The organism is Novosphingobium resinovorum, from assembly GCF_027922145.1.
Lineage (GTDB): Bacteria > Pseudomonadota > Alphaproteobacteria > Sphingomonadales > Sphingomonadaceae > Novosphingobium > Novosphingobium resinovorum.
Genome location: NZ_BSFC01000011.1, coordinates 195,359 through 220,985 on the forward strand (window position 1 = coordinate 195,359; position 25,627 = coordinate 220,985).

The 25,627-nt window shown below is 65.9% G+C and carries 26 protein-coding genes and 1 tRNA gene; 3 read left to right on the forward strand and 24 right to left on the reverse strand.

All coding sequences use genetic code 11. From position 1 onward, the window contains the following. The first annotated feature begins 76 nt into the window (after positions 1 to 76). Positions 77 to 829, forward strand: coding sequence for an EF-hand domain-containing protein (locus tag PKE80_RS05865; protein ID WP_271181700.1), 753 nt, complete (start codon positions 77 to 79; stop codon positions 827 to 829). Between the two features lie 4 nt (positions 830 to 833). Here the strand turns inward: PKE80_RS05865 and PKE80_RS05870 are convergent, their stop codons facing one another. The 3 genes from PKE80_RS05870 to PKE80_RS05880 all read right to left on the reverse strand — a co-directional run bounded on the left by PKE80_RS05870 (position 834) and on the right by PKE80_RS05880 (position 4,791). Continuing rightward, positions 834 to 1,742 (reverse strand): bifunctional helix-turn-helix transcriptional regulator/GNAT family N-acetyltransferase, encoded by a 909-nt coding sequence (locus tag PKE80_RS05870; RefSeq protein ID WP_271181701.1) that lies wholly within the window; start codon positions 1,740 to 1,742, stop codon positions 834 to 836. A gap of 139 nt (positions 1,743 to 1,881) precedes the next feature. Further along, the gene (gene serA, locus PKE80_RS05875; protein WP_271181702.1) at positions 1,882 to 3,465 is read right to left on the reverse strand and encodes a phosphoglycerate dehydrogenase; all 1,584 of its coding nucleotides are present in this window, start codon (positions 3,463 to 3,465) and stop codon (positions 1,882 to 1,884) included. 180 nt (positions 3,466 to 3,645) lie between these two features. Continuing rightward, positions 3,646 to 4,791, reverse strand: a complete 1,146-nt coding sequence (locus PKE80_RS05880; protein WP_271181703.1) for a phosphoserine transaminase — start codon at positions 4,789 to 4,791, stop codon at positions 3,646 to 3,648. A gap of 198 nt (positions 4,792 to 4,989) precedes the next feature. Between PKE80_RS05880 and PKE80_RS05885 the strand changes: the two genes are divergently transcribed. Next, complete coding sequence (locus tag PKE80_RS05885; RefSeq protein WP_271181704.1) at positions 4,990 to 5,655, forward strand: extensin-like domain-containing protein; 666 nt, start codon at positions 4,990 to 4,992, stop codon at positions 5,653 to 5,655. A gap of 119 nt (positions 5,656 to 5,774) precedes the next feature. Here PKE80_RS05885 and PKE80_RS05890 read toward each other — a convergent pair whose 3' ends face one another. From PKE80_RS05890 to PKE80_RS05935, 10 genes are all read right to left on the reverse strand, one after another. After that, on the reverse strand, positions 5,775 to 6,890 hold the full coding sequence (locus tag PKE80_RS05890) for a TonB family protein (RefSeq protein ID WP_271181705.1): 1,116 nt from the start codon (positions 6,888 to 6,890) through the stop codon (positions 5,775 to 5,777). A gap of 103 nt (positions 6,891 to 6,993) precedes the next feature. Further along, a complete protein-coding gene (locus PKE80_RS05895) occupies positions 6,994 to 8,946 on the reverse strand; it encodes a potassium transporter Kup (protein ID WP_036522556.1) in 1,953 nt (650 codons plus the stop codon). A gap of 124 nt (positions 8,947 to 9,070) precedes the next feature. Beyond that, entirely contained in the window at positions 9,071 to 9,751 is a 681-nt protein-coding gene (locus PKE80_RS05900) for a tetratricopeptide repeat protein (RefSeq protein ID WP_271181706.1), read from the reverse strand. After that, the gene (locus PKE80_RS05905; RefSeq protein ID WP_008830270.1) at positions 9,748 to 10,161 is read right to left on the reverse strand and encodes a cytochrome c-type biogenesis protein; all 414 of its coding nucleotides are present in this window, start codon (positions 10,159 to 10,161) and stop codon (positions 9,748 to 9,750) included. The genes PKE80_RS05900 and PKE80_RS05905 overlap by 4 nt, the downstream gene beginning before the upstream one ends. Next, a complete protein-coding gene (locus tag PKE80_RS05910) occupies positions 10,158 to 10,709 on the reverse strand; it encodes a DsbE family thiol:disulfide interchange protein (protein ID WP_271181707.1) in 552 nt (183 codons plus the stop codon). Before PKE80_RS05910 ends, PKE80_RS05905 begins: the two co-directional genes overlap by 4 nt. After that, complete coding sequence (locus tag PKE80_RS05915; protein ID WP_271181708.1) at positions 10,706 to 12,673, reverse strand: heme lyase CcmF/NrfE family subunit; 1,968 nt, start codon at positions 12,671 to 12,673, stop codon at positions 10,706 to 10,708. The genes PKE80_RS05910 and PKE80_RS05915 overlap by 4 nt, the downstream gene beginning before the upstream one ends. Before the next feature lie 13 nt (positions 12,674 to 12,686). Next, complete coding sequence (gene ccmE, locus PKE80_RS05920) at positions 12,687 to 13,157, reverse strand: cytochrome c maturation protein CcmE (RefSeq protein ID WP_008830267.1); 471 nt, start codon at positions 13,155 to 13,157, stop codon at positions 12,687 to 12,689. Continuing rightward, entirely contained in the window at positions 13,157 to 13,297 is a 141-nt protein-coding gene (locus tag PKE80_RS05925; RefSeq protein ID WP_271181709.1) for a hypothetical protein, read from the reverse strand. Before PKE80_RS05925 ends, ccmE begins: the two co-directional genes overlap by 1 nt. Next, positions 13,297 to 14,031, reverse strand: coding sequence for a heme ABC transporter permease CcmC (ccmC, locus tag PKE80_RS05930; protein ID WP_008830265.1), 735 nt, complete (start codon positions 14,029 to 14,031; stop codon positions 13,297 to 13,299). The genes PKE80_RS05925 and ccmC overlap by 1 nt, the downstream gene beginning before the upstream one ends. A gap of 134 nt (positions 14,032 to 14,165) precedes the next feature. Continuing rightward, positions 14,166 to 14,242, reverse strand: a tRNA-His gene (locus PKE80_RS05935). A 178-nt stretch (positions 14,243 to 14,420) separates the two neighbouring features. Here PKE80_RS05935 and PKE80_RS05940 point away from each other — a divergent pair. After that, a complete protein-coding gene (locus PKE80_RS05940) occupies positions 14,421 to 15,053 on the forward strand; it encodes a prolyl hydroxylase family protein (RefSeq protein ID WP_271181710.1) in 633 nt (210 codons plus the stop codon). A 22-nt stretch (positions 15,054 to 15,075) separates the two neighbouring features. On the opposite strand, the gene PKE80_RS05945 is transcribed toward PKE80_RS05940, so the two are convergent. The 11 genes from PKE80_RS05945 to pyrH all read right to left on the reverse strand — a co-directional run bounded on the left by PKE80_RS05945 (position 15,076) and on the right by pyrH (position 25,573). Further along, positions 15,076 to 15,645, reverse strand: coding sequence for a superoxide dismutase family protein (locus PKE80_RS05945; RefSeq protein WP_271181711.1), 570 nt, complete (start codon positions 15,643 to 15,645; stop codon positions 15,076 to 15,078). Between the two features lie 221 nt (positions 15,646 to 15,866). Beyond that, entirely contained in the window at positions 15,867 to 16,094 is a 228-nt protein-coding gene (rpmE, locus tag PKE80_RS05950; protein ID WP_008830262.1) for a 50S ribosomal protein L31, read from the reverse strand. 145 nt (positions 16,095 to 16,239) lie between these two features. Further along, positions 16,240 to 16,692: a 3-hydroxyacyl-ACP dehydratase FabZ gene (gene fabZ / locus PKE80_RS05955; protein WP_271181712.1), complete on the reverse strand. Its 453-nt coding sequence runs from the start codon at positions 16,690 to 16,692 to the stop codon at positions 16,240 to 16,242. A gap of 15 nt (positions 16,693 to 16,707) precedes the next feature. Further along, on the reverse strand, positions 16,708 to 17,424 hold the full coding sequence (locus tag PKE80_RS05960) for an OmpH family outer membrane protein (protein ID WP_271181713.1): 717 nt from the start codon (positions 17,422 to 17,424) through the stop codon (positions 16,708 to 16,710). Continuing rightward, a complete protein-coding gene (bamA, locus tag PKE80_RS05965) occupies positions 17,424 to 20,084 on the reverse strand; it encodes an outer membrane protein assembly factor BamA (RefSeq protein WP_271182138.1) in 2,661 nt (886 codons plus the stop codon). The genes PKE80_RS05960 and bamA overlap by 1 nt, the downstream gene beginning before the upstream one ends. Before the next feature lie 174 nt (positions 20,085 to 20,258). After that, positions 20,259 to 21,638, reverse strand: a complete 1,380-nt coding sequence (gene rseP / locus PKE80_RS05970) for an RIP metalloprotease RseP (RefSeq protein ID WP_271181714.1) — start codon at positions 21,636 to 21,638, stop codon at positions 20,259 to 20,261. Positions 21,639 to 21,651: 13 nt separating this feature from the next. Beyond that, positions 21,652 to 22,815, reverse strand: coding sequence for a 1-deoxy-D-xylulose-5-phosphate reductoisomerase (locus PKE80_RS05975; RefSeq protein ID WP_271181715.1), 1,164 nt, complete (start codon positions 22,813 to 22,815; stop codon positions 21,652 to 21,654). Continuing rightward, the gene (locus PKE80_RS05980; RefSeq protein WP_271181716.1) at positions 22,812 to 23,585 is read right to left on the reverse strand and encodes a phosphatidate cytidylyltransferase; all 774 of its coding nucleotides are present in this window, start codon (positions 23,583 to 23,585) and stop codon (positions 22,812 to 22,814) included. The genes PKE80_RS05975 and PKE80_RS05980 overlap by 4 nt, the downstream gene beginning before the upstream one ends. Continuing rightward, positions 23,572 to 24,261 carry a polyprenyl diphosphate synthase gene (gene uppS / locus PKE80_RS05985; RefSeq protein WP_271181717.1) on the reverse strand — a complete coding sequence of 230 codons (690 nt, stop codon included), beginning with the start codon at positions 24,259 to 24,261 and terminating at the stop codon, positions 23,572 to 23,574. The genes PKE80_RS05980 and uppS overlap by 14 nt, the downstream gene beginning before the upstream one ends. A gap of 31 nt (positions 24,262 to 24,292) precedes the next feature. Then, entirely contained in the window at positions 24,293 to 24,850 is a 558-nt protein-coding gene (frr, locus tag PKE80_RS05990; RefSeq protein WP_271181718.1) for a ribosome recycling factor, read from the reverse strand. Positions 24,851 to 24,853: 3 nt separating this feature from the next. Beyond that, positions 24,854 to 25,573, reverse strand: a complete 720-nt coding sequence (gene pyrH, locus PKE80_RS05995) for a UMP kinase (RefSeq protein ID WP_008831813.1) — start codon at positions 25,571 to 25,573, stop codon at positions 24,854 to 24,856. Positions 25,574 to 25,627 lie beyond the last annotated feature (54 nt).

Consider the following 25,627-nt stretch of genomic DNA (forward strand, 5'->3'; position numbering starts at 1 on the left):
CCGGAAGGTCCAGCGGCTAAGTCGAAGCCATGCGTCTGGCGGGACGCATTCGCTTTCAACCAACAAAGGCCCGACCATGAGCCCTGCCCGCACGATTACCCCGCTTCTGGCCGCATTGCTGATGACCCTCGCACCGCCCGCCCTCGCCCAAGGCATGCCCGGAGGCATGGATGGCGGCATGGGTAGCGGCGGAATGGGAGGGGGCATGGGCGGAGACGACATGGGCGGCGGAGGCCCTCCCGGTGGCCCCGGTGGTGGTGCCCGACCGCCGCAGCCGCCCAAGCCCATCAAGCGCGCCCGCTTCGACAAGATCGTCACCGACATGTTCCGTGCCGCCGATACCAACCGCGATGGCACCGTGACCCTAGACGAACTGCACGCCCTCGTCGAAGCGCGACGCGCGGTCATCATCAAGGAGCGTTTCGCCGCGATCGATGCGGACCGCAACGGCACTATCTCCATGGCGGAATTCAGCGCATGGCAGAGCAAGATGGGCTCGGCCGCCGCCAGCGACGATGCCGCGACCGGTGACCGAAGCGGCCCGATCGTCGAGGCAGTCATGCCCGACGTCGGCGAGGATCGCGCACTCGCGCGGTTGATCGAGCCCCTCAGCGGCACCGTCATCGCCCGCGCCAACACCAATTACGACGCAGGCGTCTCGCTGGCGGAACTGCTGGCCTACGAAGGCAAGCTGTTCGACGCGGCGGACACCGACCACGACGGCTACCTGTCGATGGAAGAACTGCGCCCCAAGGGCAAGGACGGCGAACGCATGCGCGGCCCCGGCGGCGCCATGAATGGCCCGATGGGCGGCCCGCCGCCGCGCTGATGCTTCAGAGCAGCACGCGCCAGGTCTCGCCCTGAACCGGTTCGCCGAACGTATGGTGAACCTGAGTGTCGATGCACTCGAAGCCGTTGCGCGCGTAGATGCGGCGCGCGGCTTCGAGCACGGTATGCGTCCATAGCACCACCTGCCGGTAGCCCTTCTCCCGCGCGAAATCGAGGCAGCCGGCGACCAGCGCGTCGCCGATGCCCCGCCGCCGCGCGAAAGGCTCTACGTGGAGCAGGCGCAGCCGAGCGGTGCCTTCGCCCTCGTCGGTGAGGAACACTGCACCGGCCATGACACCGCCCAGATCCGCGACCCAGCAGCGCTCTCGCTCCGCATCGAAGTTTCGCAGGAAAGCCGCAGTGGTTTCCGCCTCGACCACCTCGAGCCCGTGCCCCCAACTGTGGCTTTCGGCGTAAAGCACGGATTGACGCGCCGCCACCTGACTGACTTCGCCGACCCGCGCATCGCGGATCGTGAAGGCATCGGGCGCCTGGCGATCCAGCAGCAGCCGCGCTCTTGTCAGCGCCTGCACCAGATCGTCGCGCTCGGTCGCGCTCAGGCGTTCCAGATCGTGCGCGACGGCATCGCGCTGGCGCCCGTCGATCTCCTCGAAAGCCGCCTGCCCCGCCTGCGTCAGCCGGATCGGGCGGGCACGCGCGTCGCTGTCGAGCCGGTCCCGCGCGACCCAGCCCCGATCCTCGAACCGGGCGATCATCCGGCTGAGGTAACCGCGATCGAGGCCCAGCTCCGCCTGCAGGACATTGGCCAGCACCGGCCCGAGCCGCGCGATCTCGAACAGGAGGCGCGCTTCCGGCAGGTTCGCGTCGGTATCGAGAAAGCGCGCGTCGATGGCGCCGACGTGCCGGGTGAAGAAGCGGTTGAAGGTGCGGATCGCGTCGATGGCCTGGTTCATGCGCCAGCCTTGATCGATTATGTTGACTGAGTCAACAATATCGAGAAGCGCGAGGCGAACGACGCCTCCCGAACGAAAAAGGGGCCGGCGCCACAAGGCACCGACCCCTCTTCCGTTGGGAGCCTGTTAAAGCGTCAGCTCAGAACGTCAGCGCCTTGACGGTCTTCACGCCCGGCAGCGCGCGTGCCTGCTCCAGCAGCCCGGCCGAGAGATCGCCGTCCACCGAGAGCAGCAGCACCGCTTCGCCGCCAGCCGCACGGCGGCCGAGGTTGAAGGTGCCGATGTTGATCGCGTTCTCGCCCAGCAGCGTACCGATGCGGCCGATGAAGCCCGGCGCGTCCTCGTTGACGATGTAGAGCATCGAACCGTCGAGTTCCGCCTCGACCTTGATGCCGAACATCTCGACGAGGCGCGGCTCGACGTTGTTGAACAGCGTGCCAGCCACCGAACGCTCGCCCGCTTCGGTCTTCACCGAGACGCGGATCAGGGTGTGGTAGTCGCCCTCGCGCTCGGTCTTCACTTCGCGCACTTCGAGGCCGCGCTCCTTGGCGAGGAACGGGGCGTTGACCATGTTCACCGTGGCCGACTGCACGCGCAGGAAACCGGCGAGGACGGCGGCGGTGATCGGCTTCTGGTTCAGTTCGGCAGCGGCGCCCTCGACGTGGATCGAGATGCGCGGAACCGAGTCCACGGTCAGCTGGCCGACCATCGAACCCAGCACTTCGGCCAGCTTCATGTAAGGCTTGAGCTTGGGGGCTTCCTCGGCGCTCAGCGAGGGCATGTTGAGCGCGTTGGTGACGCCGCCGTTGACGAGGTAGTCGGCCATCTGCTCGGCCACCTGCAGCGCCACGTTGACCTGCGCTTCGGTGGTCGATGCGCCCAGGTGCGGGGTGCAGATGAAGTTCGGGGTGCCGAACAGCGGCGATTCCTTGGCCGGCTCGGTCTGGAACACGTCGAGAGCGGCGCCCGCGATGTGGCCCGAATCGAGGCCCGCCTTCAGCGCGGCTTCGTCCACCAGACCGCCGCGTGCGCAGTTGATGATGCGAACGCCCTTCTTGGTCTTGGCGAGGTTCTCGGCCGAGAGGATGTTGCGGGTCTGGTCGGTCAGCGGCGTGTGCAGCGTGATGAAGTCCGCCTTGGCCAGCAGCGTTTCGAGGTCCGCCTTCTCGACGCCCATTTCCACGGCGCGCTCAGGCGTCAGGAACGGGTCGAAGGCGACGACCTTCATGCGCAGGCCCAGCGCTCGGCTGGCGACGATGGAACCGATGTTGCCGGCGCCGATGAGGCCCAGCGTCTTGCCGGTGACTTCGACGCCCATGAAGCCGTTCTTCGGCCACGTACCGGCCTGCGTCTGGGCGTTCGCCTCGGGCAGCTGGCGGGCGAGCGCGAACATCAGGGCGATGGCGTGCTCCGCAGTGGTGATCGAGTTGCCGAACGGGGTGTTCATCACCACGACGCCCTGCGCCGAGGCGGCAGGGATATCGACGTTGTCGACGCCGATGCCGGCGCGGCCGATGACCTTGAGGTTCTTGGCGGCGGCCAGCATTTCCTTGGTCACCTTGGTCGACGAACGGATGGCGAGGCCATCGTATTCACCGATGCGGGCGATCTGCTGTTCCGGGTTCTCGCCGGTGATGACGTCTACGTCGCAGCCCATCTCCTCGAAGATGCGGGCGGCGTTGGGGTCCATCTTGTCGGAAATGAGGACTTTGGGCTTGGTCATGGAATAGGTTCCTTCACGCTGGCCGTAAGGGCCATGGCGGAGTGAAAAATCGCTGAGTGAAACTCGATCGCGCAGCAAGATCCTCGTCATCCCCGCGAAGGCGGGGACCCAACTGATGCTGTTTCAGGTTGCACCGTCATCAGCTGGGTTCCCGCCTTCGCGGGAATGACGACGGTGTTCTTACGCTGCGACCTGCTCGGCCTTGACGGTGGCATAGGCCCAGTCGAGCCAGGGACCGAGATCCTCGATGTCCTGGGTGTCGACGGTGGCGCCGCACCAGATGCGCAGGCCCGCAGGGGCATCGCGGTATCCGGCGACGTCGTAGGCGGCGTCCTGCTTTTCGAGCAGGGCGGCGAACTTCTTGATGAAGTCGGCGTCGGCGCCTTCGACGGTCAGGCAGACCGAGGTCTTCGAACGGGTCGCCTCGTCCACCGCAAGGTGGCCCAGCCAGTCACGCTCGGCGACGATCTTGCCAAGGGCAGCGGCGTTGGCATCCGAACGGGCCTTCAGACCTTCCAGACCGCCCAGCGACTTCGACCATTCCAGCGCGAAGATCGCGTCCTCGACGGCGAGCATCGAGGGGGTGTTGATCGTCTCGCCCTTGAACACGCCCTCTGCGAGCTTGCCCTTGGAAACGAGGCGGAACACCTTGGGAAGCGGCCATGCCGGGGTGTAGGTTTCCAGACGCTCAACCGCGCGGGGGCCGAGGATGAGGACGCCGTGACCGCCCTCGCCGCCCAGAACCTTCTGCCAGGAGAAGGTGGCGACGTCGATCTTCGACCAGTCGATGTCGTAGGCGAACACCGCCGAGGTCGAGTCGGCGAAGGTCAGGCCTTCACGATCGTCGGGGATGAAGTCAGCGTTGGGGACGCGCACGCCCGAGGTGGTGCCGTTCCAGGTGAACAGCACATCGCTGCTGAAATCGATCTGGGTGAGGTCGGGCAGCTGGCCGTAGTCGGCGCGGATCACGGTGGGATCGAGCTTGAGCTGCTTGGCGGCGTCCGTCACCCAGCCTTCGCCGAAGCTTTCCCACGCAACCGTCGTCACGCCGCGCGCGCCGAGCATGGTCCACATGGCCATTTCGAAGGCGCCGGTGTCCGAACCGGGCACGATGCCGATGCGGTGCGTATCGGGCAGCTGCAGCACTTCGCGCATCAGTTCGATGCAGTAGGCGAGGCGCGTCTTGCCGATCTTCGCACGGTGCGAACGACCCAGCGATTCGGTGGCGAGCTTTTCGGGGGAATAGCCGGGCGGCTTGGCGCAAGGTCCGGAAGAGAACTGCGGACGAGCAGGTTTACGCGCGGGAACGGCAATCAAATCAGTCATTTCTGACTCTCCTTACAGAGAGCACGCGCGGCGTTGGGACCGCGTGGCCCGGAGCCGCTCCTAGTGGCACCCACGGGGATGTCAATCGTCTTGCAGGCCAGTTCACTGTGCAAAACGGTCGCATGCATATGGCGCCCTGCCGCCGTGTAAGGCACGGATAAGCACAGGTTAAGGCACTCCCCCCAAGAGCTTGGACCCATGCATAGAATTTTGTTCGCCCTCCCCCTGCTTGCCGTGCTCAGCGGGTGCATCGACCGTCCGGCGCCTTCGAACCGGCGGCCGAATCACGCGGCGAGTCGCCCCCGACCCGCGCCGCCGCACCCCGAACTGCGGCAGTGCCTCTCTACGCTGAGCGCACAGCAGGCCGTGTTCACGCCAGTCGAAGATCGCTGGTACGGCAGCGCCTGCTCCACGGTGGGGACGGTCAAGCTGGCCGCGCTCAACACAGACGACGCCACGGTGACCGTTTCCGGGCTCGGCCCCGTGACTTGCGCAACCTCGACAGCCTTTGCGGGCTGGGCACGCTACGGCGTGGACCGCGCGGCGCAGCAGATCCTCGGCAGCCGACTGGTGAAGATCGAGACGTTCGGCAGTTATTCGTGCCGCAACGTCGCGGGCACTTCACGCCGGTCGGGTCATGCCAGTGCCAATGCCATCGACGTCTCGGGGTTCGTCCTCGGCGACGGACGGCGCATCACCGTGCTGGCCGGCTGGAACGGCGGCACCCCGGCAGAACGCCGCTTCCTGCGCGTGGTCCACGACAGCGCCTGCAAGCGCTTCGGCACGACGCTGGGCCCCGGTTACAACGCCGCGCACGAGAACCATTTCCATCTTGAGGCGGACGGCGCGGATTTCTGCCGCTGACGACGCGCCCATTCGTCATTGCGAGCGCAGCGAAGCAATCCAGGGCGGCGCAAGACTGCGCTGGATTGCTTCGCTGCGCTCGCAATGACGGAAGGTGAGGCTCCCGGGAGGAACGGGGCTCAGCCGCCCAGGATGATCGGATCGGGCGCGTCGTCGCTGTCGCCCGCATCGGGATGGATCGCGAAACGGATGCGTTCGATGCAGCCGCTGCGGCCTTCCTGCGAGGGCGCCGCCTTGGCCGACTGGATCACCTGCAGCGCCTGCCGCCCGAAATCGTCGGAAGGCTGCGCGGCCAGCACCTTGGCATTGCCCACCGCCCCCCACGGCGCGATGTCGTAGCTGACGACCGCCCAGCCCTCGATCCGGCGGCGGTTGTAGGCCTGCGGGAAGCGAAGCACCGGCTGGCTCGCCCAGTCCTGCCCGGCCGGGCACTTGTCGCCTGCGGGAAACGCGCTCTTTTCCGGCATCGGCGGCGCGGGGAGCACTTCGGGCTGGCGCCAGTAGGGATAGGAACACCCCTTGCGCGCACCGCCGGTGAAGCGCGATTCGCGCATCGCCTTGACCGCCGCCGCATCGAGCGCCTTGTTGCCGGTGCCGGTGCCGATCCGCACGTTCACCGGCTTGCCGCCCGCATCGGTGTCGTACGTCACCAGCGTCCATTCCTTCATGCCTGGGGTGCCGGGCAGCTTCGCGAAATCCGGGAGCGCGCGCACCAGCGGCTGCGGGCGCGGGGCGTCGGCGCAGTTGCTACCTTCGCGGATGCGCTCCCAGCCCGGCATCGGCAGCCGTCCGTTCAGCGGCGTCACCGTGTAGGACACCAGATCGGGCACCGACGCAGTCGCGAAAGGCTCCACCGCGACCGCATAGGTCACCGAGCAGGCGCTGTGCGCCTTGGACGGGAACCGACTGGCGGCGAGCGCGGGCGCGATGTCGTCGTTGGGCGCGAAGCGGGCATCCCCGCGCGTGATCGAGACCGGTCGGCCACTGGCGTCGATGTCGAAACGCAGCGTCACCGACTGCTGCGCATTCGGCCCGCGCCAGCCGATGGTGTTCAGCGGACGGCGCAGCGGCGCGCCGGAGACGAGAGCGCTGCCATCGCAGCGCACGTCCCCGGGCGTCCAGGCGGCAAGACCGCGTTCGCTGGAACGGCGGAATTCATCGGCGACGACCGGCGGCGGAGGGACCGCAGGAGGCGCCGCCGCCGCCATCAGAACTGCCAGAGCAACCGCCACCATGCCTGATCTCCTTGTCCGGAGATTTCAGGCTAACACGTTGTCAAGACAGGACAAGGACAGATCGGCGCCACAATCGATCCGGTTCTGCGCCGAAGTCGACGCATCAAATCTCCAGCTGGCTGCCCAGTTCCACCACGCGGTTCGTCGGGAGGCGGAAGAATTCCATTGCGCTCGCCGCATTGCGCATCATCCACGCGAACAGCTTTTCGCGCCAGATCGCCATGCCGGGCTTCTCCGAGGGTACCAATGTCTGGCGCGAGAGGAAGAAGCTGGTCTTCATCATCTCGAACGGGCCGCCGCACATCGGCGCATGGGCCAGCGCGGCGGGAATGTCGGTCTCCTCCATGAAGCCGTAGCGCAGCGTCAATCGGTAGAAGCCCTGCCCCAGATCGACGACGGTGAAGCGGTCCTCCGGCTCCACATAGGGGCCGTCCTGCACTTCCACCGTCAGCACGACGACGCGCTCGTGCAGCACCTTGTTGTGCTTGATGTTGTGGAGCAGCGCCGAGGGCACGCCCATGTTGCTGGAGGCCATGAAGATCGCCGTGCCCGGCACCCGCGCGGCGCTGCCGTGGGCGCTCTTGGCGAAGACGTTGAGCGGCAGCGCGGCCTCGGTCATGCGGTCGCGCATCAGGCGGCGGCCCTTGTTCCACGTCGTCAGCAGGGTGAAGGCGATGCCGCCGATCATCAGCGGGAACCAGCCGCCGTCGGGGATCTTGGTGGCGTTGGCGGCGAAGTAGGCGCCATCGACCACGAAGAAGGTGACGATCACCGGGATCGCCAGGGCCTTGTGCCATTTCCACACGACCAGCAGCATCACCGCCATCAGGCAGGTGTCGATCAGCATCGCCCCGGTCACCGCGATGCCGTAGGCCGAGGCGAGGTTCGACGAGTTCTGGAACACCAGGACCAGTACGATCACGCCGGTCATCAGCGCCCAGTTGACGAAGGGGATGTAGATCTGGCCCGCCTCGTGCTCGCTGGTGTGGCGGGTCGAGAGGCGCGGGATGAAGCCCAGTTGCATCGCCTGATGGGTGATCGAGAACGCGCCCGAGATCACCGCCTGGCTGGCGATGAAGGTGGCGCAGGTCGCCAGGATCACCAGCGGCAGGCGCAGCGATTCGGGCGCGAGGTTGAAGAACGGGTTCTCCATCGCGACCGCCGCCTGCGCGTCGTCGAGACCCAGGATCATCGCCGCCTGCCCGAAGTAGTTGATGAGCAGGCAGGGCATCACGAAGGCGAACCACGACAGGCGCAGCGGGCCGCGCCCGAAGTGCCCCATGTCGGCATAGAGCGCCTCCGCCCCTGTCACCGCCAGCACGACCGAGCCGAGCGCCAGGAAGCCGAGGATTTTGTCGGTCAGGAAGAACTGGATCGCGTACCACGGGTTCAGCGCCACCAGCACCTCGGGCATCTGGACCAGATGGTAGATGCCCAGCACCGCGAGCACGGTGAAGTAGGTCACCATGACCGGCGCGAACAGCGCGCCGATCTTGGCGGTGCCGCTCTTCTGGATGACGAACAGCGCGATCAGCAGCACCAGCGCGATCGGCAGCACGAAGGGCGCGAGGTCGGACTGGACGACGGTGAGCCCCTCGACCGCCGAGAGCACCGAGACCGCCGGGGTAATCATCGAGTCGCCGTAGAACAGCGAGGTCGCGAAGACGCCCAGCAGCACCACCAGCGGGCCGTAGCCGGACTTGCGGATCGCGCCGGAAATCAGCGCGACAAGCGCGAGGCTGCCGCCCTGCCCCTTGTTGTCCGCACGCATCAGCACACCGACGTACTGCACCGACACCACCAGCGTCATCGACCAGAAGATCAGGCTGACGACGCCGAGTACGTGCAGTTCGTCGATCGCCAGCGGATGCGGGCCGACGAAGGTTTCGCGGAAGGCATAGAGGGGGCTGGTGCCGATGTCGCCGAAGACGACGCCGACCGCGCCAAGCGCGAGCTTGGTGATATTGCCCGAGCCCTGGCCGTGATGGCCGCCCGAACTGTGAGACTCACCCGCCGTCGAAGGAACGTAAGGTGTGTCTGCTGGAGAATCACTCATTCATGCGTCCTGTAATGGACTCGCAGACACGCTAGAGCGGCTGCGGCAGGCTTGCGCCGTTAGCAGCATGAATGGGGCCAAGCAACGATACTTACAATCCCCGCGCCCGGCGGCAATGTTCCGTTCAGGGATTGGCCGGGCCGGGCTGAACGGGCGCCGATTCGGTCGGGGCCTGACCGTTTTGCGCCGCGATCGCGGCGTCGAGGCGCATCAGTTGCTGGGCGAGCGGCAGGCGCCATGGCGCATCCTCGGGTGCGGTCTTCACAACATCCACCCACAAGGCACGCGCCTCGGCGAGTTTCCCCTCGCGCGCATAGGCGAGGCCGAGGAAGAATCGTGCGCCCGGCGCATCCGGCTCCGCGTCGATCGCACGCTGGTAGGCGTAGAGCGCGGGCGGCGTCAGCATGTTGTCTGCGTGGGCGACCAGCGAATTGGCCAGCGCCAGCCAGGCGTCGGCGTTCTTGGGGTCATCCTCGATCGCCCCGCGAAGGACTTCGGCGGCATCGGCATACTGACCGTTGCGAGCGAGGCCATCGGCGATCACCACCCAGCGGTTGCTGGTCGGGATGCCGCTATTGGTGACCTTGGCGCGGCCTTCGACAAGCGCGGCGGGGTCGGCGGACACGGACTCGGCCGAATCCTTCGGCGCTCCTGCCAAGCTCGGGGAGCCCTGCGTCACGTATCCCGCGATGCCGAGCAGCAGCGCCGAAGCCACCGCCTCGCGGCATCCGCGCGGCACCTTGAATACGAAAAGCAGCACCGCCAGCACGAGGACGGCTAGGCCGATCACGAAAACCCAGGTCACTGCCCTGCTCCTTTTGCGGAAAAGCGGCGCCGCAGCAGCAGGAAGGCGATGAGCAGCAGCACGCCCGGCACCGCGAACAGCGGCCAGGTCAGGCCGGTGAGCTGAGGCGCATAGCTGACGTAGTCGCCGTAGCGCTCGATCAGCCAGGCGCGGATCTGCTCGGGAGTCTCGCCCGCCTTGATCCGCTCGCGAACCAGCGAGCGCATCGAGCCCGCGATCGGCGCGTCCGAATCCGCAATCGACTGGCCCTGGCACTGAAGGCAGCGCAGGGTCTCCATGAGGTCCTGCGCCTTGGTTTCCTGCGCCGGATCATCGAGCTGACGATAGGCGTAAGGCGCAGTGGACTGCTCCTCCTGCGCGAACACGGGAGCCGCGAGAGCAAGCGCAACGAGAGCGATCAGGCGCTTCACTCACCCGCCTCCTTCAGCTTCTCAAGCAGCACCCCGAGGTGCTCGGGCCGGATTTCGCCGATGTGCTGGTAAACGATCGTGCCCTTACCATCGACCACGTAAGTCTCCGGAACGCCGGACGAGCCGAGCGCCAGTTGCACTTTCCCGTCATCGTCCGCGCCGATGCGCTGGAACGGGTCGCCGTTCGTTTGAAGGAAGCCCTGCAGGTTCTCGGTCGTGTCGCGCACCGAGATGCCTTCGATCGGCACCCCGGCCTTGGCCAGCGCTCCGAGTTGCGGCGCCTCGACGCGGCAGGGAATGCACCAGCTGGCGAACACGTTGACGAGGTGCGGCTTGCCGTTGGCGAGCACCTTGCTGTCGAGGCCGGGCCGCCCCGGCAAGGCGGCAGGCAGATCGAACTGCGGCATCGACTTGCCGACGAGCGCGGAGGCGACATTGCGGTCCGCCGGACGATAGAGCCCCACGATCACCAGCGCCACGAAGCCGAGGAACAGCGCCAGCGGCAGCCAGATCGCCCAACGTGGCGCTTTTGCGGGTAAATCGCTCATCGTCCCTGCTTCTCGCGCCGATAGGCGATCTTGTCCTTGGCCACGATCCGCCGCACGTCGGCCGCCACCCGGCCCACCAGCGCCAGCAGGCCGCCCAGCGCGATCAGCAGACCGCCGATCCAGATCAGCGGCGCGAAAGGCTTCCACCACAAGCGCAGTTGCCAGCGCGATTGCTTCTCGCCATCGACCTTGGGCGCCTCGCCGCCGAGCACGGCGTAAAGCTGGCCATTCCAGCGCGTCAGCAGCGCCGATTCGCTAGTCTGCTGCGGCGGCGCCCAGAAGCTGCGCGACTGCGGGAGCATGCGGGTCACCTTACCGTCGATACCGTAGCGCACCAGCAGGCGCGCCTCCATCGCCGTCCAGTTCGGACCGGCGACAGGCTCGACGGTGTCGAGCTTGACGCCCCATGGCCCGACTTGCGTGACCTCGCCCATGCGCACGGCGACCAGCTTCTCGACGGAGAAGGCGCTCTCGCTGCTCATGCCGAACAGCGCGACGGCAATGCCAAAGTGCGCCACCACCATACCCCAGATCGGCAGCGGCGTGCGGCGCAAATTGCGGCCCTTGAGCGGCAGCAGGCTGGCCCATCCGAGCCCGACCGACAGCGCAAGACCGATCCAGGGCAGCAGCGCGACGCCGCCCAGCACTAGTACGCAGATCCCCGCCGCGACGATCAGCATCGCCGGGATCACCAGCTCGCGGCCGACGCGCCCGAACTTGTCCCGCCGCCAGCGCAGCAACGGCCCGACCATGAGCACGACCAGCATCGGCACCGCGAACAGCGCGCTCATCGGATTGAAGTACGGCGGCCCGACCGAAACCTTGGCTCCCATCGCCTCTGCGAACAGCGGGTAGAGCGTGCCGAACAGCACGATGCCCAGGATCGCCGAGAGCATCACGTTGTTGACCACCAACGCGCCCTCGCGGCTGACGAAGGCAAAGCGCTCGCCCTCGGTCACGGTCGCGGCGCGCAGGCCGAACAGCACCAGCGCGCCGCCGATGTAGATTGCCAGCAGCGCGAGGATGAACGTGCCGCGCTGCGGATCGACGGCAAAGGCATGCACGCTCGTCAGGATGCCCGAGCGCACCAGGAACGTGCCGATCATCGACATCGAGAACGCGACCACGCCCAGCATGATCGTCCAGGCGCGCAGTGCATTGCGCGCCGCCAGCACGCCGCACGAATGGAGCAGTGCCGTCGCCGCCAGCCAGGGCATCAGCGAGGCGTTCTCGACCGGGTCCCAGAACCACCAGCCGCCCCAACCCAGTTCGTAATAGGCCCAGTACGAACCGGCGGTGATGCCCACGGTGAGGAATATCCACGCGCCCAGCACCCACGGGCGCATCGCCTTGGCGAACGCCGGGCCGACCTCGCGCGTCACCAGAGCACCGATAGCGAAACTGAACGCGATCGAGAGCCCCACATAGCCCAGGTAGAGCGTCGGCGGATGGAACGCGAGGCCAAGGTCCTGCAGCAGCGGGTTGAGCCCGTTACCCTCCATCGGCACCGGCGAAAGCCGCTCGAACGGGTTGGAGGCAAACAGCAGGAAGGCATAGAAGCCAAGGCTCACGAAAGCCTGCCCGGCCAGCGTCGCCAGCATGGTGCGTTCCGGCAAGCGCTTTTCGACGAGCGCCACGAAGGCGCCGCCCAGCCCCATCACCGTCACCCACAGGAGCATCGACCCCTCGTGGTTGCCCCAGGCGCCGGCGATCTTGAACACCAGCGGCTTCATCGAATGCGAATTGAGCGCGACCAGCTTCACCGACAGATCGGTGACCGAAAAGACGTAGATGAGACAGGCGAAGGCCAGCAGCGCCAGCCCGCCCTGCACCACCGCCACGGGGCGCACCGCACCGCCGAGCACGGCGCCGCGCTCTGTCAGCCCCAGCGCACCGGAAACGAGTTGCAGCGCCGCCAGCGCCGCCGCCAGCCAGAGGGCGGCAAGACCTAGTTCAGCGATCATTTGGGTTCAGCGATCATTTGGTTTCTTGCATGACCTTCTGGGCCTGTTCCCTGGACATGTCCTGCATCTCGCGAGGCACGTAGTTCTCGTCATGCTTGGCAAGGAGGTTGTCGGCGACGAATGTGCCGTCCGTGCCCATCTTACCCTCGGCGACGACGCCGGACCCCTCGACGAACAGCGAGGGCACGATGCCCTTGAAGGTCACCGGCACGCGCGCCTTGCCGTCCTGCACGGCGAAATTGATCGTCACTCCGTCCGCCGCCGTCTTGAGCGAGCCCTTCTCGACCATGCCGCCAAGGCGCACGGCGCGGCCGGGCTCGGGCGGCCTGGCGACGATCTCGCTCGGCACGTAGAAGTAGCTCGCCTGATTGCGCAGCGCCCATGCGGCGAGCAACGCCGCCCCGATGAGCACGACCAGCGCGACGATCAGCAGCACGAGGCGCTGGTGCTTGGCCTTGATCGGGCTCTTGGCGACCGTCGCCATCAGCGGTTCCTCGCGGAATCACGGCGCTTTTCTGCGCGGCGCATCGAAAGCAGCGCCCATGAGACCATCGCCAGCGTCGCGCCGACGCCGACCACATAGGCCGCGACCACGAAGGCCCATGGGTCCATCGCTTCACGCATCAGAACGCCTCCACTTCCGCGCGCGCTTTCCTGCGCAGCCGCGCCTCGGCCTGCTGCTCGGCCAGGATCGCACGCATCCGGGCGAGCACGACGCCTGCGAAGATCAGCGTGAAACCGAGCATCGCGGCAAGCAGCGGCACCAGAAAATCGCCCGACATCGCGGACTTGCCCACGGTGATGCTCGGCGGCTGGTGCTGGCTGTTCCACCAGATCACCGAGTAATGAATGATCGGCACGTTCACCGCGCCGACGAGCCCGAAGATGGCGGGCGCGCGATTCTGGCCGCCGTCCGCAGCCTCGCTCGCCTGAGACAGCGCCATCCAGCCGAAGTAGAGGAACAGCAGCACCAGCATCGAGGTCAGCCGTCCGTCCCAGACCCACCATGTCCCCCACGCAGGACGCCCCCACAGCGAACCTGTAAGTAAGCAGACGGCGGTAAAAACCGCGCCCGGCACCGCGCAGGCCTTCGCCGCGATGGCCGCGAGCGGATGACGCCAGACGAGTTCGGTGAAGCTCGCGCCCGCGATCCCCATCCACCCGGCCATGCCCAGCCAGGCGGCGGGCACGTGAAGATAGACGATGCGCACCGTCTCTCCCTGCAGGCGCTCGGCAGGGGCGACGAACAGCCCCCAGCCCAGCGCCGCGAAGGCGACGACCAGTCCCGTGCCCATGCACAGGGGCATCAGCCAGCGGGCGATGCGCAGAAAACGGGCGGGATTGGCAAAGCCGTGCATGACAGGCGCGCTTCTATAGTGCGTGTTGAAAGGAGCAAGTGACTCAGATCAAAGCACAGCGCTTTTCATGCGCCAATCGGGCATTGGTATCATGATGCCGCTATGAGCATCACACTGTGGTAAAAGGGAGAAAATGGGGCGATCGATGGGGTTCGAACCCACGACCTCCGGTACCACAAACCGGCGCTCTAACCAACTGAGCTACGATCGCCACAGGCGCACTCGAGAGGCGCCGCGTCCGGCATCGGACGCTGCTGCATCCGGTGCGGAGCGCGCCTTTTGCACAGCGCGCGGATTCTTGCAAAGCAAAAATGCGGAGAGGCGAAATTTACCTGCCCGGCACCTCGCACGCGATTTTCCTGCGCCCTGCCCGTGGCTAAGGTCGGCGCATGGACGAACCCGGCGAATCATCGGCTGCAAGACTGCTATCCCACCCCGGCGTTCAGCGCTTCCCATCGTCCCGGCTCGACCTGTTCATCCTGCGCGAGTTCCTCGACGCCGAGCGCTGCGCGCAGTTGGTCGATCTGATCGAGACCAACAACCGCCCCTCGACGATCGCCGACTACAACGGAGACGATGCGTTCCGGACCAGTTCGACCTGCGACCTGTCACGCGACTATCCGGTGGTCGACGAACTGGCGCAGGCGCTGTCCCGACTTTCCGGCATCGACCTTGCCCATGCGGAACCGCTGCAGGGACAGCGCTATGAAGTCGGGCAGGAGTTCAAGGCGCACACCGATTATTTCGAGCCCGACAGCGCCGATTTCGAGAAATACTGCAAGGTTCCCGGCCAGCGGACCTGGACCTTCATGATCTACCTGAACGACGTCGAGGCCGGGGGCGCGACTCGCTTCAAGGTCATCGACAAGATGATCCAGCCCGAGACCGGCAAGCTCATCGGCTGGAACAACCGCCGCGCTGACGGCAGCTGTAACGCGGCGACGCTTCATCACGCGATGAAGGTGCGCAAGGGCCGCAAGTACGTCATCACGCAATGGTATCGCGAGCGGCCCTGGGGCTGATCCCCAAGGCCGCCCGGACTTTTTACTTGGCCGCAGCGATCACCGCGCAGGCGATGCGGCCACCGGCGTTGCCCGAAGGCTGGCTGGTGTAGTCGTCCAAGCCTGCGTGGATCACCAGCGCCGAACCGTCCGCGTCGAGCAGCGACTTCGGCCCCGGCGAGAGCGTCACGCCGGAATTCAGCACCTGCGTCTTGAGCAGGCCGTCGGCGCCGACATTCTGATTCGGCATGTCACCGCCATGCGGGCCGGTCGCGACCATGTAGCCGTGCTGGTGATCGCCGCCGGTGAAGTGGCCGCCCGAACTGTCGAACTTGGTCGCGGTGTCGCACACACCCTTCTGGTGGAAGTGGAAGCCGTGCTCACCCGCCGGAATGCCCTTGGCCTCGGCGCTGACGAGGACGCCTGCCGGGGTCTCCTGCAGCATGACCATGCCGATGGTCTTGCCGTCCAGCCCGATCAGGTCGGCATGGATCATCGGCGCTGCGGCCGCAGTCGTTGCGGAGTGGCCGGTATGGTCATCAGCCGCACCGGCAGCGCCGGCGAGCGAGAGCAGGACCGCCGAGGCGGCGAGGATGCGGGAGGATCGCTTCATATCGTATCTCCGGTCTTTCGGGCTGGATGGCTGCGAAACGCAGCCGCACGCATGGACGTTCCCCCGCCCCGCGTGGACATTCACGACCCTAAAGCCCTGCACATGAAAGGCAATCGCAACTGGCAATGAAATTTTGCCCGCTATGCGGGCAACAAAAAAGGCGGCCCCAGGGACCGCCTTCTTCGTGAAGCTGATGTTCGGAAGCGCGAAGCCCCGCCCAATCAGTTCTTCTTGAGCGTGAGACCGCCGAAACGCTTGTTGAACTGGGCCACGCGGCCACCGTCCTGAAGCTGGGCCTTGCCGCCGGTCCATGCCGGGTGCGAGGTCGGGTCGATGTCCAGAACCAGCGTGTCGCCTTCCTTGCCCCAGGTCGAGCGGGTCTGGAAGGTGCTGCCGTCGGTCATCTGCACCGTGATGGTGTGGTAGTCGGGATGCGTATCGGCCTTCATGGGTCTATCTCTTTCGCATGTGGCCGGTTCCGACCGGCCTGGCTTGGAAAGCGGCGCGCTTACAGCGAAGCGGGCCGGAATGCAAGGGTGAAGAAGCCCACCCCTGCCCCTCCCGCAAGCGAGAGGGGAATGATGAGGTTCCGCCTCAGGCGTCCGCGATCATCGCCGTGAAGTTGACCTCGCAGGTCACCTTGTCGTCGATGGAGGCCTTGCCCCAGAACTTGCACACGCGCGAGCGCTTCTGGACGAAGCCGGTGCGCAGTGTCAGCAGGTGCCCGGGGGTCACGGGGGCGCGGAACTTCGCGTCCTCGATCGCCATGAAGTACACCAGCTTGCCGGTCCCGGCAAGGCCGAGGGTCTCGATCGCGAGGATGCCCGCAGCCTGCGCCAGCGCCTCGATCTGGAGGACGCCGGGCATGATCGGTCGGCCGGGGAAGTGCCCCTGGAAGAAGTCCTCGTTGAAGCTCACCGCCTTGACCGCCTCGATCTCCTCCTCAGAGATCGAGACCACGCGGTCGACGAGCAGCATCGGGTAGCGGTGCGGAAGCGCCGCCAGGATCTTCGCGGTGTCGTACACGACTTCGGCGTTATCGCTCATGCCCGTGACGTCCGATCAGCGGCCCGAGGGCTGCGTCGCCGGAGCGGCGCCGGCCGGAGCCTGGCCCTGAGCGGCAGCCTGCTGTGCACGCTGCTCGCGAACCTGGCGCGGTTCCCAACCAGCGGGCGGAACCAGCTGGGCCGAGGGGATCGACGTGTTCAGCTCGTTCAGGATGTCCTGATTGAGGTTGTAGGCGCCGCCGTTGACCGCGAGAATCGCGTCGGGCGAGATCAGGATCGACACGCCCTTCTTGGTCATCGCTGCCTTGACCGCATCGTTCAGCTTGTCTTCGATCTGCTCGTTGACGTAAGCCTGCGACAGGCCGACCGGCTGCAGGATGCGCTGGAGTTCGGCCTTGCCGTTCTCCTGGATCTGCTGGATCGAACCGGCCTGCTGTTCAAGTGCAGCCTGCGTGACCTTGCCGCCCTGACGGTCGGCGTTGAACTTGTCGATCAGCGGCTTGATCTGGGCGTTGAGCGCGTTCTGCCGGGTCTGCGCCTGGTCGAACTGCGCCTTGAAGGTGGTCTGGCGCTGCGTTTCCGCGGTCTTGAACGCGTTCGAGTTGGCGATCACCGCATCGAAGCTGGCAACGCCGAGGCCCTGCACGATCGTACCGCCGGTTGCCGGAGCAGCGGCTGCCGGAGCAGGCTTGGCTGCAAGCGCGGGCTGCGCCGCGACGGCGGCGAACGCGAGGCCAGCGGCCAGCGCGACGAACTTGGTCTTGGTAGTCATCAGAACTGGGTTCCCACGTTGAAGTTGAATGCCTTGGGATCGTCGCCGTCCTGCTTGAGCAGCACGCGCGAGAAGTCGATGCGGAACGGGCCGAAAGGCGAGTTCCAGTTCACGCCGATGCCGATGGCGACACGCGGCTTCCAGGTATCGCCAACGAAATACTCGTTGAAGTTGTACGCGTAATTGCCGGTCGCGGTTAGCGTACGTCCACTGGAGTCCGTCGAGGACGTCGTCGTGGTCGTCGTGTCGTTCCCGTCCGTGTCCTTGGTATAGTAGGTCGGGATACAGCCGTTCTTGCAATCGGTCAGATCGCTCTTGTTGAACTTGGTCCCCCACACGGCACCGACATCGGCGAAGATCGACGGGCGTAGGCCCATTTCACGCGCACCCGAGCCCAGCGGAATCTCCATCTCGGCACGGCCCATGTAGTAGTAGTTACCACCCAGCGCGTCGTCCGACCAATCGCTGCGCTTGGTCGATTCCACGCCATCAGTGATATACTTACGCAGCACGCGCGGACCGACGCCGCGAATGGCGAAGCCACGGAACTGCGGCTGACCGAGATAGAAGCGGTCGGTCAGGCGAATTTCCTGCCCCGCCAGCCCCTTGATCGCGCCACCTTCAGCGGACAGCGAGAAGATGAAGCCATGCCCCATGTTGAAGAACTTGGACGCATTGCCGCGGATGCGCGCATACTTCACATCGCCGCCCAGACCCGCGAAATCGACATTGACCGACGCGGTAATTCCGCGCGTCGGGCGCATGCGGTTGTCCAGCGTATCGTAGATCAGCGAGCCGCCGACGATCGAACTAAGGCGCTTACCGATCGCGTCGCACAGATAGCGGCCGGCATAGAGCGGATCGCACTGCAGCGTGCCGTTAACGCGAGTGGAGTAATACGTGTCCTTGTCCAAGCTGACGTCATCGTAGTTCAGCGTATAGCTGCCTACGGCCGTCAGATATTCGGTCAGCGGCACGCCTGCACGGATCTGGATACCCGTGGTCGACTGCTCATAGGTCGTGTTGCGGTCGGAGTTGTAGTAATTGAAGCTGTTGTAGTCGCGGCGGTAGATATTGACGCCGAGCGACACGTTCTTGTCCAGCAGGTACGGCTCGACGAAGCTGGCTTCCACGCTCTTCGAATAGCGCGAGATGCTGCCCGAAAGGCCGACCGTCTGACCACGGCCGCGGAAGTTGCGCTGCCGGATCGAGGCCTGGAAGATGAAGCTCTCGAGACTGGAGAAACCGGCCGAAAGCTGGAGTTCGCCGGTCGGCTTTTCCTCGACGTTGGCTTCCAGAAGAATGCGGTCGTCGGCGCTGCCGGGCTTCTGCTCGACCTCGAACTTCTCCTGGAAGTAGCCGAGCGACTTGATGCGGTTAGTCGAACGCTTGACCTGCAGCGAGTTGAAGGCATCGCCTTCCGCCAGACGGAACTCGCGGCGGATCACCTTGTCCTGGGTCAGCGTGTTGCCGTTGATGTCGATCTTCTCGACATAGACGCGCGGCGCCTCCTGGATCACGAAGGTCAGCCCCATGGTGAGGTTTTCCTTGTCGCGATCGTACTGCGGGCGGACGTCGGCGAAAGCATAGCCGAAGGCACCGGCAGTCTCGTTCAGACTGTCGATGGTGTCCTCGACCTGCTTGGCGTTGTACCAGTCACCCTTGTGCATGGGCAGGTTGCCGGCCATCTTCTCGCCGTCGAAGTCGCGCAGCTGGCTTTCGACCTTCACGTCGCCGAACTTGTAGCGCTTACCTTCCTCAACCACGTACGTGATGATGAAGTCCTTCTTGTCCGGCGTCAGTTCGGCCACGGCCGAGACCACGCGGAAGTCGGCATAGCCCTGCGTCAGATAGAACTGGCGCAGCTTCTGCTGGTCGAAGGCCATGCGGTCGGGGTCGTAGCTGGTGCCCGAGCTGAACAGACGGGTGAAGCGCGCCTGCTTGGTCACCATCTGGCCGCGCAGTTCGCCGGCCGAGAAGTGCTCGTTGCCGATGATGTTGATCTGGCGGACCTTGGACTTGTCGCCCTCGGTGATTTCGAAGACGATATCGACACGGTTCTGGTCGAGCGAGACCATCTTCGGCTCGACGGTCGCGGCGTAGCGACCCTGGCGCTTGTACAGCTCGATGATGCGGGCGACGTCAGCGCGAATCTTGGAACGGGTGAAGATCTGGCGCGGCGCGACCTTGATCTCGGGAAGGATCTTGTCGTCCTTGATGCGCTTGTTGCCTTCAAGGATGATGCGGTTGACGACCGGGTTCTCCTGAACCGTGATCGTCACCACGCCGTTGTCGAACGCAACCTGCGCGTCCTTGAACAGCTCGGTGCCGTAGAGGTCCTTGAGCGCGGCGTCGGCGGAAACCTTGGTGTAGTTCTGACCGACGCGCATCTTGATATAGGACAGCACCGTCTGCGCTTCGAGGCGCTCGGCGCCTTTCACCACGATGGTCTGAATCGGCTGGCCTTCCTCGACCGGCGCAACGACAGCCGGAGCGGGAGCAGCGGGTGCGGCAGGGACCGGCGCGCGCTTGCCTGCCTTTGCCGCTTGCGCGGAAGCCTCCATGGGCATCCCCGCGAGGATAGTGGTCCCGAGGAGCACTGCTGCAACTTGCGAGCCCCAGAGGCCTCGGGCGCTGCGCGCTCCAGTGCCGCGAACCATTTCCCGTCCGATCATTCTACGCAAAATCCCGTATTCGCTTTCGCGATGAAAAACAGACCACCGGCGGGAGCGCACCCAGACCCGCAGGCAATCGCAGCCATCTGCCCGATGGAGCCGGTCCAATCAAGCAGACAAAACCCGGCAACATTGTGATCGCTCGTGAATCCCTCCAGGCTATCCCCCGAAAATAGGGAGAGAGGCCAGGTCATTGACCGTGACGAAGACCATAAGCGCCAGCACCAGCGCCACACCCGTCTTTATCGCCCATTCCTGACTGCGTGCACCCAGGGGTCTGCGCCGGACCAGTTCAGCCGCGTAGAAAGCCAGATGTCCGCCGTCGAGGCCAGGAATTGGCAGGAGGTTGATGAATGCCAAGTTAATCGAGATCAAAGCGGCGAACTCCACGAAGGCTTCCCAGCCCAGCGTGAAAGTCTGCCCGGAATACTGCGCGATCTTGATCGGACCACCCAGTTCGCGGACGGAGCGGTCGCCCGTGAAGATCTGGGTTATGCCGGTCACCATGTTGCCCATGGCGCGGAAGCTCTGCTGGAATCCGAGGGCGACGGCATCGACCGGGCCGACCTGCTCGAAGCGGCCCGCGCGTACGCCGATCTGACCGACCTTCTGCGGCTTGCCCTGTGCGTCAGGGATAGAGCCTTCGGTCACCTTGACCGGGAAAGTCCGGACTTCATTCCCGCGCCGCACCGAGAGATCGACGCTGCGCCCCGCCTGCGGGCGGATGAGTTCCGGGATGTCCTCGAAGCTGGTGATTGCGGCGCCGTTCACCGCGACGATGCGGTCGCCCACCTCGAGCCCGGCGTCCTCGGCCGGCGAATCGCCGTAGAAGCCGCCGACGACGGGCGGCATCATCCGCACGCCGATATCGCCGATCTTCGCCTTGTTACCGAACTGGTCGCTGAACTCCTGCGTCGCCAGCTTCACCGGAAGGACAAGCGTGCGCCCTGCCCGCTCCACCGCGATCGGCAGCGTCTTGCCGGGGAAGTACGCGACGCGGCCCGGCACGTCGGTGGCTCCGTCAACCTTGTCACCGTCAATCGCGACGATGCGGTCGCCGACGCGCATACCCGCAGCCTGCGCGGGCGAGTTGGCGGTAAAGCCGCTAATCTCCGCATCGTTTACGACGCGGCCGTAGATCGAGAAGAACCCGGCGAAGATCGCGACGCACAGCAGCAGGTTGGTCAGCGGCCCGGCGAAGACGATCAGCGCGCGCTGCCACAGCGGCTTGGAATGGAAGGTCTGCGCCCGCTCCTGCGCCGACAGCCGCACATCGTCGGGCTTCGGCGCGCTCGTCGGGTTCATGTCGCCTGCGAACTGGACGTAGCCGCCGAGAGGCAACGCCGAGAGCTTCCAGCGGGTGCCGCGCTTGTCGGTCCAGCCCGCGAGTTCCTTGCCGAAGCCGATGGAAAAGGCGTCCGCCTTCACGCCGAACAGGCGGCCGACGAGATAATGCCCCAGCTCATGGATCAGGACCAGTGGCCCCAGCACCAGGAGGAAGGCGAAGATCGTCGTCAGAATTCCTGGTGAACCGGTCAAGCTATGCCTCTCTTCAGGTGCTGGTCACGAGTACGCGCGCCCTCGCCCGGGCCTCCGTGTCCACTTCGAGGACGTCGGAGAGGCTGCCGGGCGGCGGCGGCGCATACGAGCCTAGCACGTCTTCCACTTGTGCAGAGATACGCGTGAACGAAATCTGACCGCCAAGGAACGCAGCAACCGCGATTTCGTTCGCGGCGTTGAGCACGGCGGGGATCGCCCCGCCCGCCTGCGCCGCCTCGCGCGCCAGGCGGGTGGCGGGAAAGCGCACTTCGTCGGGCTTGCGGAAAGTCAGTTCGCCGATCTCGGCAAGGTCGAGCGGGGCGCAGGGCGTGTCCATGCGCGCGGGCCAAGCCAGCGCCGAGGCGATCGGCACACGCATGTCCGAGGGGCCAAGCTGCGCCAGGGTCGAGCCGTCCCGGTACTCGACCATCGAATGGACCACCGACTGCGGGTGGACGATGATCCGCAGTTTATCGAGGCCGACGGGGAACAGGTGGTAGGCTTCGATCAGTTCGAGGCCCTTGTTGAACATCGTCGCCGAATCGACGCTGATCTTCGCGCCCATATCCCAGTTGGGATGGCGGACCGCCTCGGCCGGAGTGGCGGCGCTGAGACGCTCCCACGACCAGTCGCGGAACGGGCCGCCGCTGGCCGTCAGGGTGATCCAGCGCACATGGGCATGGTCGTTGCCGGTGAGGCACTGGAAGATCGCGTTGTGCTCGGAATCGATCGGCAGCAGCGTGGCGCCATGCCGCGCGACGGCGGCCATCATCACTTCGCCCGCCGAAACCAGAGCTTCCTTGTTGGCAAGGGCGATGATCCCGCCCTGCTCGATCGCCGCCATCGTCGGCGCAAGGCCGGCACAGCCGACGATCGCCGCGACGGTGACGTCGGCGCCGCGCGCAGCGGCCTCGATCAGCGCGACGGGACCGCCTGCAGCTTCGATCCCGGAACCGGCAAGCGCCTCCCGCAGAGCAGGCAAGTGCGCCTCATCGGCGACGACGGCGACCTCGGCTCCGAATTCGCGCGCCAGCTTCGCCAGTTCGGCCGCATTGGAATGCGCAGTCAGCGCGACCACGCGCCACTCGTCGCGATTGCGGCGGATCAGATCGAGCGTCGAGGCGCCGATCGAGCCGGTCGCGCCAAGCACCGTCAGGGAGCGCAAAGAACCGGTCATGCCAACACCACGATAGCCATCGCCAGCAGGAACAGCACTGCCAGCAATCCGTCAACCCGGTCGAAGAAACCGCCGTGCCCCGGAATGAGGTTGCCAGAGTCCTTGAACCCCGCGCGGCGCTTCATCCAGCTTTCGAAAAAGTCGCCCGCCTGCGCACAGACCGCCACCAGCAGTCCGGCCGCAAGGCAGGTCGCAAAGAGCGGAACCGCGCCCGCCGTCGCGTACCAGCAGGGCTGCGTACCGAAGCACGACACCGCGTTCGCCGCCGAGACGTCGGGCGTAAGACGGATCGCGCCTTCCTGCCAAAGCTGCGCGGCGGTGAAGAGCGCGAGCGTCGCGCCCAGCGCCGCGCCCATCAGGCCCGACCAGGTCTTGGACGGACTGATCGACGGCGCGATCTTCGGCCCGCGCAATGTGCGGCCGGTGAAATAGGCGCCCACGTCCACCGCGATCACCGTCCCCAGCAGGGTCAGGATCGGCGCGAGGGTGAAGGCGTCGTTATGCAGGAACAACAGCATGGCCGCGCCGATGCCGACATAGAGCATCCCCACGAAGTTCCACGCCGCCCGCGCACCCGGTCCCGGAGTGATGCGACGGGCAAGCCTGATCCACTCCCACAGCACCCCGACCGAGACGGCGCAGACGAAGGCGATCCACACCGGCCCGCCCAGCCACAAGGCAGTCCCGGCGACCGCAACCATGACGATGGCCGAAAGCGTCCGCACCTTGAGATCGGAGGTGCCTTTCGCCGGAGGCTCAGCGCCCGCCATAGCGACGCTCGCGAGTGGTGAAGGCGCTGAGCGCATCGCGCAAGTGATCGGCGGTGAAATCCGGCCAGAGCACGTCGGTGAACAGCATTTCGGCGTAAGCCGCCTGCCACAGCAGGAAGTTCGACAGCCGTACCTCGCCGGACGTGCGGATCAGCAGGTCGAGCGGCGGCAGGTCCGCCGTATCGAGTTCAGCCGCGATCGTCTCGGGCGTGATCGGCCCCTTCGCCGCAGCCCTGGTCGCCGCGCGGGCGATCTCGTCCTGCGAGCCGTAGTTCAGCGCCACCGCCAGCGTCGTCTCGGTATTGTGCGCGGTCTTGGCCATCGCGCCTTCGACCAGTTCGACCAGTTCGGGCTTGAATGCGGTATAGTCGCCGATGATCTTGAGCCGGACGCCCGCCGCCGCGAATTCGTCGAGGTCGGAGAGGATGAAGCGCTTCATCAGGCTCATCAGGTCCGAGACTTCATCCTCGGGCCGCCGCCAGTTCTCGGTCGAGAAGGCGTAGAGGGTCAGTGCCTCCAGCCCCATTTCCCGCGCGCCGCGCACGACGCGGCGCACCGCCTCCACGCCGCGCTGGTGGCCCACCGCGCGCGGAAGCAGGCGCTTCTTCGCCCAGCGCCCGTTGCCGTCCATGATGATGGCGACATGACGGGCGCGCAGAGATTCGTCCTTGGCCATCAGGCTCCCTTCTCGGCGAAGCGCAACAGGCTCACTTGCCGAGGATTTCCTTTTCCTTGGCCGCGAAGACCTCGTCGAGGGCCTTGACCATCTCGTCGGTCAGCTTCTGGACTTCGGTTTCGCCGCGCTTGCGGTCGTCTTCCGAGATTTCCTTCTTCTTCTCGTCGGCCTTCAGGTTCTCGATGCCGTCGCGGCGCACGTTACGCACGGCGACGCGCGCCTTCTCGGCATAGGAGCTGGCGAGCTTGGCCAGTTCCTTGCGGCGTTCCTCGGTCAGGTCGGGGATCGGCAGGCGCAGGGTGTTGCCGTCGTTGATCGGATTCAGGCCCAGACCCGCCGAACGGATCGCCTTTTCGACCGGACCGATGTTGGTCTTGTCCCACACCTGCACCGAAAGCATGCGCGGCTCCGGCGCGGAGATCGTGGCGACCGACGTGATCGGCATCGAACTGCCGTAGACGGTCACGGTGATCGGCTCCAGCAGCGCGGTGTTCGCGCGGCCGGTGCGCAGGCCCGAGAGGTCGTGCTTGAGCGCGTCGATCGCGCCCTTCATGCGGCGCTCGAGATCCGCCTTGTCGTACTTTGCCATGGTTCAGGCTCCTTTCTGAACGATCGTCTTGGTGCCGCCACCCGCAAGGACGGTGGCCAGGTTGCCCTGCTCGCGGATCGAGAACACGACGATCGGAATGCTGTTGTCACGGCACAGGGCCACGGCGGAGGCGTCCATCACCTGCAGGTTGTCGGCGAGGACGGTGTCGTAATCGACGGAATCGTACCGCTTGGCGTCGGGGTTGCGCTTGGGATCGCTGTCGTAGACGCCGTCGACGCTGGTGCCCTTCAGAAGAGCATCGCAGCGCATCTCGGCAGCGCGCAGGGCGGCGCCGGAATCGGTGGTGAAGTACGGCGCGCCGACACCGGCGGCGAAGATCACCACGCGCCCCTTCTCAAGGTGGCGCTCGGCCCGGCGGCGGATCACCGGCTCGCAGACTTGGTCCATCTGCACGGCGCTCTGCACGCGCGTTTCCACGCCGATCTGCTCCAGCGCGTTCTGCATCGCCAGCGCGTTCATCACGGTCGCGAGCATGCCCATGTAGTCGGCCTGCGCCCGGTCCATGCCGCGCGCAGCGCCCGCCATGCCGCGGAAGATGTTGCCGCCGCCGATGACGAGGCAGATCTCGAGCCCGGTTTCCTTGGCCGCCTTCACTTCCTTGGCAAGTTCCGCCACGAAATCGGGATCGATTCCGAACTGCTGGCTCCCCATCAGCACTTCGCCCGAAAGTTTGAGCAGGACGCGCTTGTAGGGGGATGACATGCCGCTGGGTCTCCTGTGGGGGCCGGGAATACTGGAACGGCCCCGGCTTTAGGA

Excerpts from the sequence above, each read along its gene's own strand:
- PKE80_RS05880 (WP_271181703.1), bottom strand. The coding sequence starts at position 4,791 with ATGACTGATTTGATTGCCGTTCCCGCGCGTAAACCTGCTCGTCCGCAG.
- ccmC (WP_008830265.1), bottom strand. The coding sequence starts at position 14,031 with ATGCACGGCTTTGCCAATCCCGCCCGTTTTCTGCGCATCGCCCGCTGG.
- serA (WP_271181702.1), bottom strand. The coding sequence starts at position 3,465 with ATGACCAAGCCCAAAGTCCTCATTTCCGACAAGATGGACCCCAACGCC.
- PKE80_RS05980 (WP_271181716.1), bottom strand. The coding sequence starts at position 23,585 with ATGGCGGGCGCTGAGCCTCCGGCGAAAGGCACCTCCGATCTCAAGGTG.
- frr (WP_271181718.1), bottom strand. The coding sequence starts at position 24,850 with ATGGCAAAGTACGACAAGGCGGATCTCGAGCGCCGCATGAAGGGCGCG.
- PKE80_RS05895 (WP_036522556.1), bottom strand. The coding sequence starts at position 8,946 with ATGAGTGATTCTCCAGCAGACACACCTTACGTTCCTTCGACGGCGGGT.
- pyrH (WP_008831813.1), bottom strand. The coding sequence starts at position 25,573 with ATGTCATCCCCCTACAAGCGCGTCCTGCTCAAACTTTCGGGCGAAGTG.
- ccmE (WP_008830267.1), bottom strand. The coding sequence starts at position 13,157 with ATGGCGACGGTCGCCAAGAGCCCGATCAAGGCCAAGCACCAGCGCCTC.
- uppS (WP_271181717.1), bottom strand. The coding sequence starts at position 24,261 with ATGGCCAAGGACGAATCTCTGCGCGCCCGTCATGTCGCCATCATCATG.
- PKE80_RS05975 (WP_271181715.1), bottom strand. The coding sequence starts at position 22,815 with ATGACCGGTTCTTTGCGCTCCCTGACGGTGCTTGGCGCGACCGGCTCG.
- PKE80_RS05925 (WP_271181709.1), bottom strand. The coding sequence starts at position 13,297 with ATGCGTGAAGCGATGGACCCATGGGCCTTCGTGGTCGCGGCCTATGTG.
- PKE80_RS05940 (WP_271181710.1), top strand. The coding sequence starts at position 14,421 with ATGGACGAACCCGGCGAATCATCGGCTGCAAGACTGCTATCCCACCCC.
- PKE80_RS05910 (WP_271181707.1), bottom strand. The coding sequence starts at position 10,709 with ATGAGCGATTTACCCGCAAAAGCGCCACGTTGGGCGATCTGGCTGCCG.
- PKE80_RS05885 (WP_271181704.1), top strand. The coding sequence starts at position 4,990 with ATGCATAGAATTTTGTTCGCCCTCCCCCTGCTTGCCGTGCTCAGCGGG.
- PKE80_RS05915 (WP_271181708.1), bottom strand. The coding sequence starts at position 12,673 with ATGATCGCTGAACTAGGTCTTGCCGCCCTCTGGCTGGCGGCGGCGCTG.
- bamA (WP_271182138.1), bottom strand. The coding sequence starts at position 20,084 with ATGGTTCGCGGCACTGGAGCGCGCAGCGCCCGAGGCCTCTGGGGCTCG.
- PKE80_RS05945 (WP_271181711.1), bottom strand. The coding sequence starts at position 15,645 with ATGAAGCGATCCTCCCGCATCCTCGCCGCCTCGGCGGTCCTGCTCTCG.
- rpmE (WP_008830262.1), bottom strand. The coding sequence starts at position 16,094 with ATGAAGGCCGATACGCATCCCGACTACCACACCATCACGGTGCAGATG.
- PKE80_RS05870 (WP_271181701.1), bottom strand. The coding sequence starts at position 1,742 with ATGAACCAGGCCATCGACGCGATCCGCACCTTCAACCGCTTCTTCACC.
- fabZ (WP_271181712.1), bottom strand. The coding sequence starts at position 16,692 with ATGAGCGATAACGCCGAAGTCGTGTACGACACCGCGAAGATCCTGGCG.
- PKE80_RS05960 (WP_271181713.1), bottom strand. The coding sequence starts at position 17,424 with ATGACTACCAAGACCAAGTTCGTCGCGCTGGCCGCTGGCCTCGCGTTC.
- PKE80_RS05865 (WP_271181700.1), top strand. The coding sequence starts at position 77 with ATGAGCCCTGCCCGCACGATTACCCCGCTTCTGGCCGCATTGCTGATG.
- PKE80_RS05890 (WP_271181705.1), bottom strand. The coding sequence starts at position 6,890 with ATGGTGGCGGTTGCTCTGGCAGTTCTGATGGCGGCGGCGGCGCCTCCT.